This window comes from Pseudomonas izuensis (assembly GCF_002356535.2).
Classification (GTDB): Bacteria; Pseudomonadota; Gammaproteobacteria; order Pseudomonadales; family Pseudomonadaceae; genus Aquipseudomonas; species Aquipseudomonas izuensis.
This window is the reverse complement of record NZ_AP017423.2, coordinates 2,761,156-2,775,137: the sequence shown is the minus strand read 5'-3', so window position 1 is coordinate 2,775,137 and position 13,982 is coordinate 2,761,156. Positions and strand designations below refer to the sequence as shown.

The window sequence follows — 13,982 nt, the reverse complement described above, 5'->3', positions numbered from 1 at the left end:
CACTTCAAGGGCCGTCGCGGGCCCTTTTTTTTTGATCAGCGAAACGCAAAGTGCGTGGCGTGTGGCGCTGGCAGATCGAGGATGGAGCGACAGCCGGGTGCCGCTGCCACGACCCCCGGCACGAAGTTGACCGCCCGCGCGGCGTTCAGCGCTGCAGCGTGATCCGTCCCATCCTCGCCCGGCTGAGCCGAGAGCTCACAGCAGATGCGCGGGGACCCCTCAATCTCAACCCGCCAGTTGGGCTCGTCCGCCCGCTGCCGCCAGCCCGGGCCGAGCGCCAGACGGGCAACCTGCTCGTTCACGATCTCAAGGAAAGGACGACCGTCGGAATAGGCGGTGAAGGTCCATCTCACGCCAGCCGGGGTTCCAGCAGCGATGTGCAGTCCACTGGCCTGGAGCACCATGTCCTCCGGGGCCAGCGCGTATTCCTTGTTGGTGATTTTCACATCATCCAATACCAGCCCCAGGCCGTCGGCCACCATGCGAGCGGATTGACGCATGCCCCACAGCCATAGGTTGTCCACCATGGCGCCGCTCGTTTGCTGCTGCACTGGAATGCCGAATCCGCAACCCTGACTCAATTGCACGGCGGACGGATAGTGGGCGTTGTAGCCACGCTGCCAGGCCCGGATCAACGTGACCCGGCCGGCGTAGCCGGAAACGAACAGAGGCAGTACATCGCTGATCAAACCGGGGATATTGCCCCCGGCGACCAGCGTGGTATTGCCCGCCTGGCAAGCGTCTTCCAGTGCCGCCAGTTCCGGCTCTCCCTGCAGGTACCAGCCGCCAATGCCGGAGTACACATTGATACCGCGGCGCAGGAAGCGCTCCACAATATCGGGGCTCCAGGATTTACCGTGCCATAGCGCGCAATCGGCCGGCACGGCGAGCAGCTTTTCCAGATCGCATGTCGCCGTAATGCCCATGGCCCCGATGCCGCTCAGAAGACCTGCATCGACGCCCTCCTTCTTTTCGTCATGGACGAGCACACCGGCAAGCTCCATCCCGGGATGCCCCTTGAGAAGGCGGATGATTTGACGGCCGACGCCGCCGGTATAACAGACGATAACCCGAAGTTTTTTCACCGCGATACGCTCCAGAGCCCTCAGGCGCAAGTGACATGGCAAGGGGGGTGAACAACCTGACTCAATCGCGCTCGCCCATCAGGCAATCCTGTGCAATCGATGCCAGTAATTGTCGCTGCTGGTCATAGATCCGCACATTGGACAAGGCACGCCCCGATTGCAGGCTGGGGCTGTCACAGACGAACAGCAGCCACTGATCGGCGCGGCAAGGACGATGAAACCAGAGGGAATGGTTGAGGCTGGCGATAAACAGACGGTCGCGCGCCTCGATCAGGGCGACATGGTGCAAAATCGCCGCGCTGTTGACCCAAAAGTCACTGAGATAGGCCAGGCCAGCCGCCTGCAATGCGTCATCTTCGGGCAAGCGTTCGTGCAGCTTTACCCAAAACACCAGGCTGGGCGCACTGGAAGGCTGGCACAGGTAGCGCTGCGGTTCGACGATGCGCAATTGCGCGCAGCTTTTTTCAAACCGTCCCCAGTCCGCCCGGCCGCCGTCACGCAACTGAGTCATCATGGGCAATTCTTCAGGGTCCGGCACTTGCGGCGGCGCTTGGACATGAAAGAAGCCTTCAATGGGAACCTGAAAGCTGACCTGAACATCGATCACCCGCCGCGTCTGTTGCATCCCACTGACATGAAAGCTGGCAAAGCGCTTGCCCTCCTGCAGCGGCGTCACCTGATAGGTAATCGGTAGCGTCGGCAGCGCACCTTGCAAAAACAGGCAATGCAGCGTCGCTGGCTGCTTGTCCGGGCAACAGTGCCGGGCCGCCAGAAGGGCCTGCGCCAACAGTTGCCCACCAAAAACGCGGCCATTGAGGTTGGCATCGTGAACGTCACCGGTAAAAACCAGTGGACCTTGTTGAGTGAGACACAGCAGGTCCGCCAATACCTGCTGATTCCAGAGCCGGGCTTGCGCAACATCAGACAGGTTCATCGGATTTCCCGGCAGGTTGTCAGAGAACGGAAACCGGACGCTTGATGTATTTGAACGTACCGGAGGCGGTGGCGAGCAACTCACCTGCTTCATTGCGTACTTCAGCATCGCAGAACGCCAGCGAACGGCTGCTCGAACGCAGGAAACCCTGCGCATTCAGAACGTCACCCGCCACCCCGCCGGGGCGCATGAAGCTGCTCTTCATCTCCACGGTGACGCAATGCTGGTCGCGCCCGGAAGCGAAGGTGCTGCAGGCCATGACCACATCCATCAGGGTCATGATCAGCCCTCCGTGAGCGCTGCCACCGCCGTTCATGTGGAAACCCTTGAGCCGGACCTGAAGTCGCGCCCCCTCCTCGTACATCTGCGGCGCCCCGAGAATTTCCAGGTGCTGCATCAAGGGATCAATACCCTGGTCCGCCATGAGATTGGCCAGGAAAGCTGCACCGTCTGCCATAGGTTTATCCTGTGCTTCAAAGCGAGGTTCGAGAAACGGGCTGGCCCATGGCCAATGGCTCGCCTGCAGGTGAACGCTCAGGCGTCGCCATGCCGTCGAAGCGCGGATAGCGGCCCAGCGTCAGCAAAAGCACCGAACACAGCGGGAAAGCCAGCACGCAATAGGTCAGCATCGAGTCGTAGGTGCCGGTGCGGGAAAACAGAATCGCGAAGCCAAAGGGTGCGAGGGTGCTGCCCAGGCCAATCACGCCCATGTGCAGGCTGTAGACCCTGGCGTAGTCGCGCATGCCGAAATATCGCGCCATCAGGAAAGCCGCGATGTCCATTTCCGCGCCGGCGCCGAGCCCCACCAGAATTGAGCCGAGCATCAGAATGTGCATGTCGCTCTGGGTCATGAAAATCAGGCAGCCAAAGGCCGGGGTCAGCAACACCACAAAGGCCACGCCCGGTGCCCACAACCGATCGATCAAGTAACCGACCACGACCCGGCCGAGCACCAGGGAAACGCCATAAATGCTGAATACACTGGCCGCATCCGCCGCCGAAAGCCCTTTATCACGCAGCATGGGCACGGTATTGATCACCATGCCGATCATCGCCGTCACCGCCAGCAGCAGCGCAAAGTTACAGACCCAGAAGCGCCGTGACCGCGCGGCTTGACGCAACTCCATGCCCGGCAACTTGACCGCTTCGACATCAGTTCCGACAGCCACAGCCATTTGCTTGATCAGCGGCGCCGCGGTGGACAGCCAGCACAGCGACAACGGCAACGTCACCAACAACGGCAACAGACCCAGCACCCAATAGCCTGCACGCCAGCCCCATTGCCCGATCGCCCAGCTCAACAACGGCGGCAGTACCAATGCCGCGAGCCCGGTACCGGAGAGAATGATTGCCAGGGCCAGGCCCCGGTTAAGGTCAAACCACAGGTTGACCAACTGCGTCCAGGTCACCTGCATGGTCCCAAGCCCCGCAAATGCCAGCAGCGCGTAACCGCCGTACAGCTGCCAGATGGAGCCGGTGTTGAAGGTCATCAGCGCGTAGCCCAGTGCCAAGGCCACCAGCGAACACAATGTCACCGGGCGAATGCCGTAGCGTTTGAACAACCAGCCGGTGATCTGGATGGAGATCACCGAGCTTGCGAACAAGAAGGAAATGGCCGGCTGTATTTCGCCCCGAGTCCAGCCAAAGGCTTCCTGCAAGGGCACGATCATGGAACCGAAGGCATACAGCGGCGCGACGCTGACGGAAGTGCCAATGCCGATCAGGGCAAGGATGAGCACCCTCCACCCCAAGCGAAATTCGGCAAAATTGATGGCCAGGGACGTTCCAGGCTTTTCAGATGAGCGAGACATGCAGACACTCCATCAGCTTTTTTTCAGTTTTTCAGCTAGCAAGCGCTCAAAGATCGAGAAGTATTAAGCGAATATCGCGCTGCACACTTCACTGCCCAGAGCCCAATAACTGACTTATTGTTATTTTTACTGATCATCACCTTGCCTTCAACGCTTGTCAAACGTCACGTTGGCCTTGACCCGATCCCAGGTCGCAGCTGTCACCCCTTGATCGCGCAATTCATACTTGAGAATCCGCCCGACCGGGCTGCGCGGCACTTCAGTGCGAAACTCGATGTAGCGCGGCACCGCATAGTAGGGCACGCGGTCAATGGCCCAGCGGCACAACTGCTCCTCCGTCACGCTACTGCCCGGACGCAGTACCGCGGTGACCTTGACTTCATCCTCGGACAACTCGGAAAACACGGCATGGACCGCGACATCCTCGATCTGCGGATGCGCCGCGAAGGTTTTTTCCATCTCATAACTGGAGATGTTTTCCCCGCCACGGCGCATGTAATCCTTCTTGCGGTCGAGGAAAAAGAAGAAGCCTTCTTCGTCGATCATGCCGATGTCGCCCGTGTGGAACCACATGTTGCGCATGACTTTGAGTGTGTCGGCGGGACGATTCCAATAGCCCTCGAACATCACGTGTGGCTTGAGTGGACGCACAATCAGCTCGCCCGGGGTGCCATAGGGCAACTCGACATCGTTGTCATCGACCACGCGAATATCGAAGGAGTCGCAACGCTTGCCGGCACAGTTGGGCTTGTAAGGATCACCGAACGGCAGCATGGTCACGATGGCGCACTCGGTCAGGCCAAAACCTGCCCCACCTACGGCGTGCCGCACGCCGAAACGCTCACGCCAGCGTTGCTGCAACTCAGGGGGAAATGGCGCGCCGTAGACCTTGTCCAGTTGCCCGTAGCAACGCTTCATCGCGTCGTTGTCAGGCGCACCCGCCAGCAGCGGAACCATTGAAGCCAGCAGGTTGGCCTCATTGGCGCCGCTGCGCTCGATATCCGGCCAGAAACCCGACACCGAGAAACGTGGATAGACCACCGCGCGCGCGCCAATCATCAAGTTGCACAACACCGTGGTCACCGTGGCATTGAGGTGAAACAGCGGTAGCGGCGTCCAGGTAATCGACTCTCGCGTGCGACCCAGGCAGATGACCATCTGCCGCGCTTCGTTACAGGCGTAGTTGTGGCTGATCATGCAGCCCTTGGACGGCCCGGTGGTACCGCCGGTGTAGATCAGCATGGTCAGATCGCCCGGTGCGACCTTGACGTCAGGATCATGGGTATCGTCGCTGCGCAGACTTTCCAGGGCGACGATCTGCTTGTCGCCAAGGCATTCAGCGGGCGCTTCACCGCGATGGACAAGGACGCGCAAGTCCGGCAACTGATCGGCAATCAGGCCAACACGTTCGGCATAAACAGTTTCGGCGATGACCACCGCTGCATTGGCGTCGGCAATCTGATGACGAAGAAATTCACCTTTGAACGCAGTGTTCACCGGCACGCTGATGGCACCCAGTTTGTTCAGGGCAAACCACATCAACACCGCATCGCAATTGTTGTCGAGAATGGTCACGACCGTCTGGCCCTTGACCACACCCAGCGTAGCCAGGCCATTGGCAAGACGACAGGCCTCACGCTGGATGTCGTTGAAGGTCAGCACCTGCCCCAGAACATCAAGGAACGGTTTATCTCCGAATTCGCGGGCTGCACGACGGACCACATCGTTGACCGTATCGGACTCGCCCGCAGACCACCCTGGCAGTGCTTGCGGATTCTGGATTGAAGGCAAAAGGGTCATGCTTGTGAGCTCCGGTAATGGGGTGAGCAATCGCGTGTCAGCCGCTTCCAGCGCTGGCCGGCAAGTTCGAGAGAGTTTTCGTGGGTCAGCACGTAAAAGCGTTTTTCATGAATGGCGATCAACAACTGGATTGCCACCTGGTCGGCCGTCACCGATGCGCTGTGCAAGGCTTTCTGCGCGTGTTCATGAAAAGCCTTCGCTGTTGCGCCGGGAGGCGCGGCCCGGGATTCGACATGGTCACTTCCTGGCCCGGTCAATCCCGTGGGCACCAGCCCTGGGCACAGCACTGAAACGGCAATATCGGCGCCCAAACTCTTGAGCTCCAGATCCAAGGATTCCGAGAGTGCGACAAGCGCCGCCTTGGCTGCGGCGTAAGGGCTGATGAAAGGCAAGGCCATCAAGCCACCCATGGAAGCGGTGTTGACGATATGCCCCTCCCTGCCCTGCTCGAGCATCATCGGCACAAAACTGTGCAAGCCGTTGACCACCCCAAGCAGATTGACGTCCAGTACCCGCCGCCAGTTCGCCAGGTCATGCTCCCAACTGCAGCGAGGCAAGTCCCCGGTTATTCCTGCGTTATTGCACAGCAGATCAACGCCACCTTCTGCCCTGACCCGCTCAGCCAGCTCAGCCATCGAACCCGGGTCGCTGACATCGGTGGGCACTGCCGTTACCTGCCCTGCATCGAAGCTTTGCACGGCTGCCTCGAGTCTCTCTCCCGGTAAATCCGCGAGTACCACATGCATGCCTTCGGCCACAAACAACCGCGCCATGGCCAAGCCCAGGCCACTGGCAGCGCCCGTCACTACGGCCCTTCTGTTAGCAAGTTCCAACATGAAGCTCACTCCCTATTCGAGCCAGGTCTCAGCGTACGGGCACCGTTCCGCCGTCCACACTCAGGGTTTGCCCGGTGATGAACCGAGCGCCGTCACCGGCGAGAAAAACCATGACAGGTGCCAGATCGCGATCTGCATTACCCAGCTTGCCGCCCAGCGGAATGATCGACGCCAGATGCCGATCATGGGCAGTCAGTTCTCCGGGCGTCATCTTGGCGCGATGGGCGTCGTACATCGGCGTCCAGATCATCGGCGCCACCGCATTGACCGTGATCCCGTAACGCGCCCACTCCTGCGCCACTGTGCGCGTCCAGGCAAGTACTGCGCCCTTGGAGGCCGCATAGTGAGCCGCCCCAGGCATGCCGGTCAGGCCGGCGGCCGAACCAAAGTTGATGATGCGCCCGCCACGCTCGCGCATATGCTCGAAGGCCGACTGGTTGGTGTGGAGGGTGCCGCGCACATTGACGTCGAAGATCAGGTCCCAATGCTCCTGGGAGATATCCTCGGCCGGTGCGGTGCGTTCGACACCGGCGATGTTGGCCATGGCATCGAGCCCGCCCATGAGGCCGACCGCAGCCTCGAATACCGCAGCGACCTCGCCGCGGTTGGCGATGTCGCAGTGATAAAAGGTGACGGCACCCGGGAATTGCTCATTGACCTGAGCGGCGGCTTGCTCGCCTTCGGCGTCCAGTACATCCAGGGAAGCGACCTTTGCACCCTGGGCGGCATAAGCGCGCACGACGCTGGCACCAATACCACGCGCGCCGCCCGTGACGATGATTTTCTTACCTTGGAGCTGCATGTTCCTGCCTCTTGTTGTTATTCAGGTGTTATGCGCAGTTGCCAGCGGACCGCCTATGGCAGCCCGCCGTCCACCTTGATCAAAGAGCCGGTCGTATAACTGGAGTAAGGGCTTGCCAGGTAAAGAGCGGTGGTGATGATTTCTTCCGGTTTGCCCGGCCGGCCAAGGGCATTGGCGCAGGTTTCGCGCATCTCTTCAGTCCAGGCCTTGGAAATGTCCGTGAGGAAAGGTCCCGCCGAAATGGTGTTGACCCGAACCTTGGGACCATATTCCTGCGCCAGCCCCACGGTCATGGCGTTCAGCGCAGCCTTGGCCCCCGCATAGGGCACGATCTGCGGTGATGGACGCAGGCCACCGGTGCTGCTGACGTTGATGATCGAACCGCCCTTGCCCGCGGCCATACGCTGGGCAACCAATGCACCGAGGCGAAAGGGTCCCTTGAAGTTCAAGCTGACGACCTTGTCGAAAAGCTCCTCGGTGACCTCATGTGAAGGCACGGCCGGCGACATGCCGGCATTGTTGACCAACACGTCGAGGTAACCGAATTCGGCGTAGGCGACGTCGACCAGGCGCTCGACTTCCTGCCATTTGCCAACGTGACAGGCCACCGCCAGCGCACGCCGGCCCAGCGCCCGCACTTGCTCGGCAACGGCCTCGCAGGCATCGAGCTTGCGACTGGCAATGATCACATCGGCGCCCGCCCTGGCGAAGGCCAGAACCATCTGGTAACCCAGGCCTCGGCTACCACCCGTGACCAGCACGACTTTGCCGGTCAGGTCGAACAACGACTCGTGGTTAGTTGAATCGGTCATTGCAAATTCACCGTCTTAATTGTTCAGGATGTGCGCGTAGCGGGCCCGCGCTGCCGCGATCTTCGGCGGCAGGTGTTCGCTGGGGAACATGCCTTCAGCGGGTTTGTAGCGACGCAGCAGCTCGCGGGCCACGGTCACTCGATGGACCTCGGTGGGGCCGTCAGCCAGGCCGAAGGTCGGCACATTCATCCACATGTAGGCCAAGGGTGTTTCGAAGGTCGCGCCCAAGGAGCCGTGAAGGTGCAGCGCTCGCTGAACGATGTCGTGATAGATCTTGGCCATACCGACCTTGACCATGGCGATGTGAGCGCGAGCCTGGCGCGGATCGCCATGGCTGCGATCGATGATCCAGGCGGTCTTCATGACCAGCAGGCGAAATTGCTCAAGCTCGATCTGGCTGTCGGCAATCATCGTCTGCACGGTCCCCATATCGGCCAGCAGCGTGCCTTGGGTACGCCGACTGAGCGCCCGTTCACACATCATGTCCAAGGCCCGCTGGCACTGCCCGACGATCCGCATGGCGTGATGCACCCGACCACCACCGAGGCGCGCCTGCGCCACCGCAAAGCCACCGCCCTGCTCGCCCAGCATGTGATCGAGCGGTACGCGCACGTTGTTGTAATGCAGATAGCCCTCAGTCGCCTCATCCATTTCCAGGCGCTCGCCCATGTAAGGCGCATTGCGGATGATCTCCAGGCCTTCGGTCTCCCGAGGCACGATGAACATCGACATGCGCTTCTGGATAGGGGCCTCGGGGTCGGTCACTGCCAGCACCAACACGAATTCGGCATATCGTGCGTTGGAGGAGAACCATTTCTCACCGTTGATGACCCAATGGCCACCCTCACGCACAGCCGTGGTGGTGAACACCCGTGGGTCTGCACCACCCTGCGGCTCGGTCATGGAAAAGCAGGAAACGATATCGCCATCGAGCAGCGGCTGCAGGTAGCGTTCCTTTTGCTGCGGGGTGCCGAACATGGCAAGAATTTCAGCGTTGCCGGTGTCCGGTGCGGCGGTGCCGAACACGGTTGGCGCCCACAAGGAGCGCCCCAGACGCTCGTTCATCAAGGCCAGAGCGACCTGGCCGTAGCCTTCTCCACCCAGCTCCTCACCGAGGTGACAGGCCCAAAGTTTCTGGCGTTTGACCTCGTCCTGCAGCGGTTTGAGAATGGCCCGTGAGGCTTCGTGGCGAGTGTTGTAAACCACACTCACCGATGGAAACAGCACGTCCAGCGGTTCCACTTCCTCGACCAGAAAACGGTCGATCCAATCCAGCTTTTTTTGGAACTCAGGGTCGGTCGAAAAATCCCACATGGTATTTCCCCAGACAGCGTTTTAATGGACCGCTCAGGCGGCAGAGATGAGTTGGCGAGCCTTGGCCATCAGCCAGGTGGCGTAGTTGTGCAGGTAGTCGCCCATTTCCTTCGGCGCCTTGCCGACCAGGGAGCGCGCGTAGGTGCCTTCGAGCAGGCAGGCGAGCTTGTAGCAGGCCAACACGAAGAACCACGCCAGGCTGGACAGATCGCGACCGGTCAGTTCGCCATACAGTGCAATCAGTTCACTGCGGGACATGAACCCATCCCAAGGCTCAACCACCGGCTTGCTGCCAGCGCCCGGAATCTGTGGGTCGCCCGGTTCACGCCAGGATGTCAACACCCAGGCAAGATCCAGCAGCGGGTCGCCAAGGGTCGACAGCTCCCAGTCGATCAGGCCGCTGATGCGCGGTGACTCTAGAGAAAACATCACGTTGGGCCACTGATAGTCGCCATGGATGATGCCGATGCGGCCATCTTGCGGGACGTTGTCCGCGAGCCAGCGACCCACTTCATCGACGCTGGGCAAGCCACTTTGCTGATAGCCGGGGGTATCGCGATAACCATCGAGCTGCGAGCGCCAGCGATCGACTTGGCGACCATGCCAGTTCTCGGGACGGCCGAAGTCCGCGAGCCCGGCCTGCTGATAGTCCACCTGACTCAGCGACGCCGCCGCACGAACGAAGGCTTCACCCATCTGGTAGCGCCAACTCGCATCGGTGGCATAGCGGCCTTGCAATTGACCGGCCGGAGAGAAGCCTTCAAGCGGCTCCATGAGGAAGAAGTTCACGCCCATCATCGAGCTGTCGGTACAGACAGCCAAGAGCGCCGGATGAGGGACGTCGCTGCCCGCCAGCGCCTTGAGCACCCGGGCTTCTCGCAACATGGTTTCATTGCTGTTGGCACGCAGATGTCGAGGTGGACGGCGCAGCACCATTTGCCGGGTGCCGCGGTTGAGCATGAACAGATTGTTCTGCGAGCCGCCGGTCAGCTGGCGGACTTCGGTGATCGGGCCGTCGCCGGGCAGGCCTGCGTCGTCAAGCCACGGCTGCAACACGGACCAATCGAGCAAACCGTCGAAATCGGGAAGTGTCGGCTTCATACGAGGCGACCTCCCCCGCTGCGGTTCGGTTCAGCCCCTGGCAAGCGCCGATCATATCGGCCCTGCATGCGTAACGAAGTCTCCATCATCCGCTTTCCCCATCGTTATTGTTGTTCGGTCACTCCTTGCGCAGCGGCGTTCTTGTCCTGCTCAAGGTTTCGGCGCACTTGTCTCAACACTTCCAGCGTCTGATCCAGAGCCGCCACATCCAGGCCCTGGGAAATACGCTCGGTCCACTCGGCACTTTCCTGGTTCACCTGTGCATACACCTGACGCCCCAGTGGGGTGGCAACCAACTGCTTGGACGTTTTGTGATGCGGGTTTTCCTCGTAGCTCACATACCCTTCTGCGGCCAGCACGTCAGCCAATCGCTGAATGGCTTGACGCGTGTAACCCAGACTGCGGGCAATCCGTGCAACGGTGGGTGGCTCGACCGCCAACACCACCGAGGCCAACACGAAGGTCTGGCCAGGGCCGCCCAATACTGATGGACGCTTGACGCTCATGACCCGGCCATGCAGACGCAAGACCTCATCCACCAATTCTCCGAGACGACCACCGACCTCGCTATGAACCGAATGATCGAAGGTCGGCGCAGGCCTTTCCTCGGCTTTCTTGCTAGCCATACTGACACCTCATTTCCAAACTGACAACATGCTGTCGTTTTATTTTATCTGATTTAGTCAAATACAACACCGTGTATGAGCCTCATCGTCAGCGCACGACTCTACAGACACAACAAGGGGGAGCAAGCTCCCCCTGGGTAAATCGTGTTGAACACTCAGACTCCGCAGGCCGTATAGCCCCCATCAATCGGCAAGAGTGCCCCGGTAATGAACGAGGCAGCCGGAGAACAGAGGAACACAATGCCCTGCGCAATTTCCTCCGGTTGCCCCCAGCGCCCCAAGGGTGTGCGCCCCAGCACCCGGGCATTTCGCTCGACATCAGCCGACATGCCACGGGTCATCGGCGTGTCGGTCCAGCCTGGCGCTACCGCATTGACGCGAATGCCTTCCCTGCCCCACGCCACAGCCAGGCTCTTGCTCAACTGCACGACACCGCCTTTGCTCGAGGCATAGGCAGGTGCTGTCGGACTGCCGAAGGAACTCATCACCGACCCCAGATTGACGATGCAACCGGCACTGGCCGCCAGCAGATCCCGTGCGGCGTAACAGCAGCGCATGGTACCGAACAGGTTGATCTCCAGGGTGCGCAGGAAACCTTCTTCGGTGAACTCACTGGCCCCACGGCCAATGCCTGCGGAGTTGATCAGAATGTCGAGCCTGGAAAGCCCGGAAAAATACGCGGTGACAGCAGCGGAGTCGGCGACATCGAGCACGGAGAAATTAACAGCGGCCAGCCCGCTGTCATCCTGGCAGGACTGGACCTCCGCCAGAGACACACCGGTCGCCTTAACCGTACATCCGGCCTCCAGCAGTCTGCGAACAGTCGCAAGGCCAATACCACTGGTACCGCCGACTACCAGGGCCGTTTTATTGTGCAAATCAGTCGCCATAACCGCTCCTACTCAAGTCCCTTGGGCATCCCTCTGACACCCGACAGCAACAAGATGACATAGAGTCAGTTTATAGCGCTATATCCCTCACATTCGAACGACACCGACAAAACCAAGCAAAACTCTAGGATTAACCCAGATATCGGGGCTTTTCAGAAGGAAGCTTGACGCAGAAAAATAACTGACATATGGTCATCTTTACCAAAACAACACGCCTGCAACCCGAGGTCAGCATGCCAACCGTCAACTACCCGATCTACGACGTAGACCGTCACTTTTACGAGCCACCGGAAGCATTCCTGCGCCATCTGCCCAAGCAGTTCCGCAAAGAATTCCAGTACGTGCAGATCAATGGCCGCACCAAACTGGCGGTTGGCGGCGTATTGAGCGACTACATCCCTAACCCGACTTTCGATGTGGTCGCCGCACCCGGCTCCCATGAAATGTGGTATCGCGGTGAAAACCCGGAAGGTCTGTCACTGCGTGAGTTCGGCGGCGATCCGGTACCTTCCCATCCCGCTTTCTTCAGCGGTGAAGCGCATTTGAAGGTCATGGATGAGCAGGGTATTCATGCCGGCTTGTTTATTCCGACACTCGGCTCGGTCATTGAAGAACGCCTGTCACACAAGCCTGACGCCATTGCCGCCCTGTTCCATTCGTCCAACCAATGGTTGGCCGAGGAATGCGGTTTTGCCCGTGAGAACCGCCTGTTTCCGGTGCCGATGATCAACCTCATCGACGTCGACAAAGCCGTGCAGGAACTGGAATTCGTCCTTGCCGCCGGGGCGCGGGTAGTCGGCGTTCGTCCGGCACCCGTGGCTGGTTTGACCGGTGGCCGGTCGATGGGCTTCACCGAGTTCGACCCCTTCTGGGCTCGAGTCAACGAAGCGAAGATTTTCGTCATGCTGCACGTTTCCGACTCCGGCTACGACAAGATCAATAGCTGGTGGACGGCGGGTGGCAAGGGTGAATTCAGGCCGTTCGAGAAAGAGCCATTCGGCGAAGTGCTGGACTGGATGGGTCGTGCCATCTCCGACACCTTGGCGGCATTGATCTGCCATGGCGTTTTCGATCGCTTCCCTGATGTGCGCGTGGCGTCGCTGGAAAACGGCACCTCCTGGCTGGAGCCACTGCTGGGACGCCTGGCACACATCTACAAGAAGATGCCGAAGTCGTTCAAACGCGATCCAGTGGAAACCTTCCGCCGTCATGTGTTCGTTTCACCGTTCTATGAAGATCCAGTGGACAAGCTCATCGATTTGATCGGCGTCGAACGCGTACTGTTCGGCAGCGACTGGCCGCACCCGGAAGGCCTCACCCACCCGCGGGACTTCTTCAAAGACATCGACATGCTTGATGAAGCACAGACCCAACGTGTTATGAGCACCAACCTCAAGGGATTGCTTGAGGGTGTTCGGGACTGATACTGGCTGCGAAAAACATAAAAGGCATGAGCATCACTCGTGCCTTTTTTATTAACTACAGAAAGCCATGAGCTGTCTAACATGCTTCATAAAAACAATCAGCAAAAGCAACCCATTGTTGTCGGTGACGGCAGGCAGAAATCAGTCAAAAGCGGACATGGTGAAATGACCTCGGCACCCTGCCGCTTCCACTAGTCATCGCTCATGTGCAGATGCCATCCAGTACCGAGTTGGGGACTCACGCCCTCCTCGACCAGTTCAATGCGCCCGCCGAACGCTAGCTGACACAACATCCAGTTTAAGAACCGGCTAAGACCATGGGGGGGATGAGGACTCAGAGCTCGCCGCCAATGCTCGGCACCTATGGGGTACCGGGCACGAGGTAGCAACACTCGTGCACCTGCCCCCCGCCTATGACCCGGCATTGCTGCGGTAATGGGTTGGCATGCAAATAGGTGAGCGAGACCAGATAGACATCGTTTTCGCCCGCGCCGAGCCTACTCAGCCTGTTCAGAAGACCGCTATGTCTGGTTGCCAGTTTCATAGC

Annotated in this window: 13 protein-coding genes; 1 reads left to right on the top strand and 12 read right to left on the bottom strand. The window is 59.8% G+C overall.

The features are described 5' to 3' along the window. Nucleotides 1-35 precede the first annotated feature (35 nt). The 12 genes from LAB08_RS12470 to LAB08_RS12415 all read right to left on the bottom strand — a co-directional run bounded on the left by LAB08_RS12470 (nucleotide 36) and on the right by LAB08_RS12415 (nucleotide 12,011). Nucleotides 36-1,085, bottom strand: coding sequence for a dihydrodipicolinate reductase (locus tag LAB08_RS12470; RefSeq protein WP_197706299.1), 1,050 nt, complete (start codon nucleotides 1,083-1,085; stop codon nucleotides 36-38). Nucleotides 1,086-1,146: 61 nt separating this feature from the next. Continuing rightward, on the bottom strand, nucleotides 1,147-2,019 hold the full coding sequence (locus LAB08_RS12465; protein ID WP_157755713.1) for an acyl-CoA thioesterase: 873 nt from the start codon (nucleotides 2,017-2,019) through the stop codon (nucleotides 1,147-1,149). 19 nt (nucleotides 2,020-2,038) lie between these two features. Beyond that, nucleotides 2,039-2,476, bottom strand: a complete 438-nt coding sequence (locus tag LAB08_RS12460; protein ID WP_096511919.1) for a PaaI family thioesterase — start codon at nucleotides 2,474-2,476, stop codon at nucleotides 2,039-2,041. Between the two features lie 16 nt (nucleotides 2,477-2,492). Next, on the bottom strand, nucleotides 2,493-3,830 hold the full coding sequence (locus tag LAB08_RS12455; protein ID WP_096511920.1) for an MFS transporter: 1,338 nt from the start codon (nucleotides 3,828-3,830) through the stop codon (nucleotides 2,493-2,495). A 147-nt stretch (nucleotides 3,831-3,977) separates the two neighbouring features. After that, nucleotides 3,978-5,630: an AMP-binding protein gene (locus LAB08_RS12450; RefSeq protein ID WP_096511921.1), complete on the bottom strand. Its 1,653-nt coding sequence runs from the start codon at nucleotides 5,628-5,630 to the stop codon at nucleotides 3,978-3,980. Beyond that, nucleotides 5,627-6,466 carry an SDR family NAD(P)-dependent oxidoreductase gene (locus tag LAB08_RS12445; RefSeq protein ID WP_096511922.1) on the bottom strand — a complete coding sequence of 280 codons (840 nt, stop codon included), beginning with the start codon at nucleotides 6,464-6,466 and terminating at the stop codon, nucleotides 5,627-5,629. Before LAB08_RS12445 ends, LAB08_RS12450 begins: the two co-directional genes overlap by 4 nt. A gap of 28 nt (nucleotides 6,467-6,494) precedes the next feature. Next, complete coding sequence (locus LAB08_RS12440; RefSeq protein ID WP_096511923.1) at nucleotides 6,495-7,268, bottom strand: SDR family NAD(P)-dependent oxidoreductase; 774 nt, start codon at nucleotides 7,266-7,268, stop codon at nucleotides 6,495-6,497. A 53-nt stretch (nucleotides 7,269-7,321) separates the two neighbouring features. After that, nucleotides 7,322-8,080: an SDR family NAD(P)-dependent oxidoreductase gene (locus LAB08_RS12435; RefSeq protein ID WP_096511924.1), complete on the bottom strand. Its 759-nt coding sequence runs from the start codon at nucleotides 8,078-8,080 to the stop codon at nucleotides 7,322-7,324. A gap of 15 nt (nucleotides 8,081-8,095) precedes the next feature. Beyond that, a complete protein-coding gene (locus LAB08_RS12430) occupies nucleotides 8,096-9,394 on the bottom strand; it encodes an acyl-CoA dehydrogenase family protein (protein WP_096511925.1) in 1,299 nt (432 codons plus the stop codon). 33 nt (nucleotides 9,395-9,427) lie between these two features. Beyond that, nucleotides 9,428-10,495, bottom strand: a complete 1,068-nt coding sequence (locus LAB08_RS12425) for a phosphotransferase family protein (RefSeq protein ID WP_096511926.1) — start codon at nucleotides 10,493-10,495, stop codon at nucleotides 9,428-9,430. 104 nt (nucleotides 10,496-10,599) lie between these two features. Further along, nucleotides 10,600-11,121: a MarR family winged helix-turn-helix transcriptional regulator gene (locus LAB08_RS12420; protein WP_096511927.1), complete on the bottom strand. Its 522-nt coding sequence runs from the start codon at nucleotides 11,119-11,121 to the stop codon at nucleotides 10,600-10,602. Nucleotides 11,122-11,276: 155 nt separating this feature from the next. Beyond that, nucleotides 11,277-12,011, bottom strand: coding sequence for an SDR family NAD(P)-dependent oxidoreductase (locus LAB08_RS12415; protein WP_096511928.1), 735 nt, complete (start codon nucleotides 12,009-12,011; stop codon nucleotides 11,277-11,279). A 233-nt stretch (nucleotides 12,012-12,244) separates the two neighbouring features. Here LAB08_RS12415 and LAB08_RS12410 point away from each other — a divergent pair, with 233 nt between their 5' ends. Beyond that, nucleotides 12,245-13,435, top strand: a complete 1,191-nt coding sequence (locus tag LAB08_RS12410) for an amidohydrolase family protein (protein ID WP_096515428.1) — start codon at nucleotides 12,245-12,247, stop codon at nucleotides 13,433-13,435. Nucleotides 13,436-13,982 lie beyond the last annotated feature (547 nt).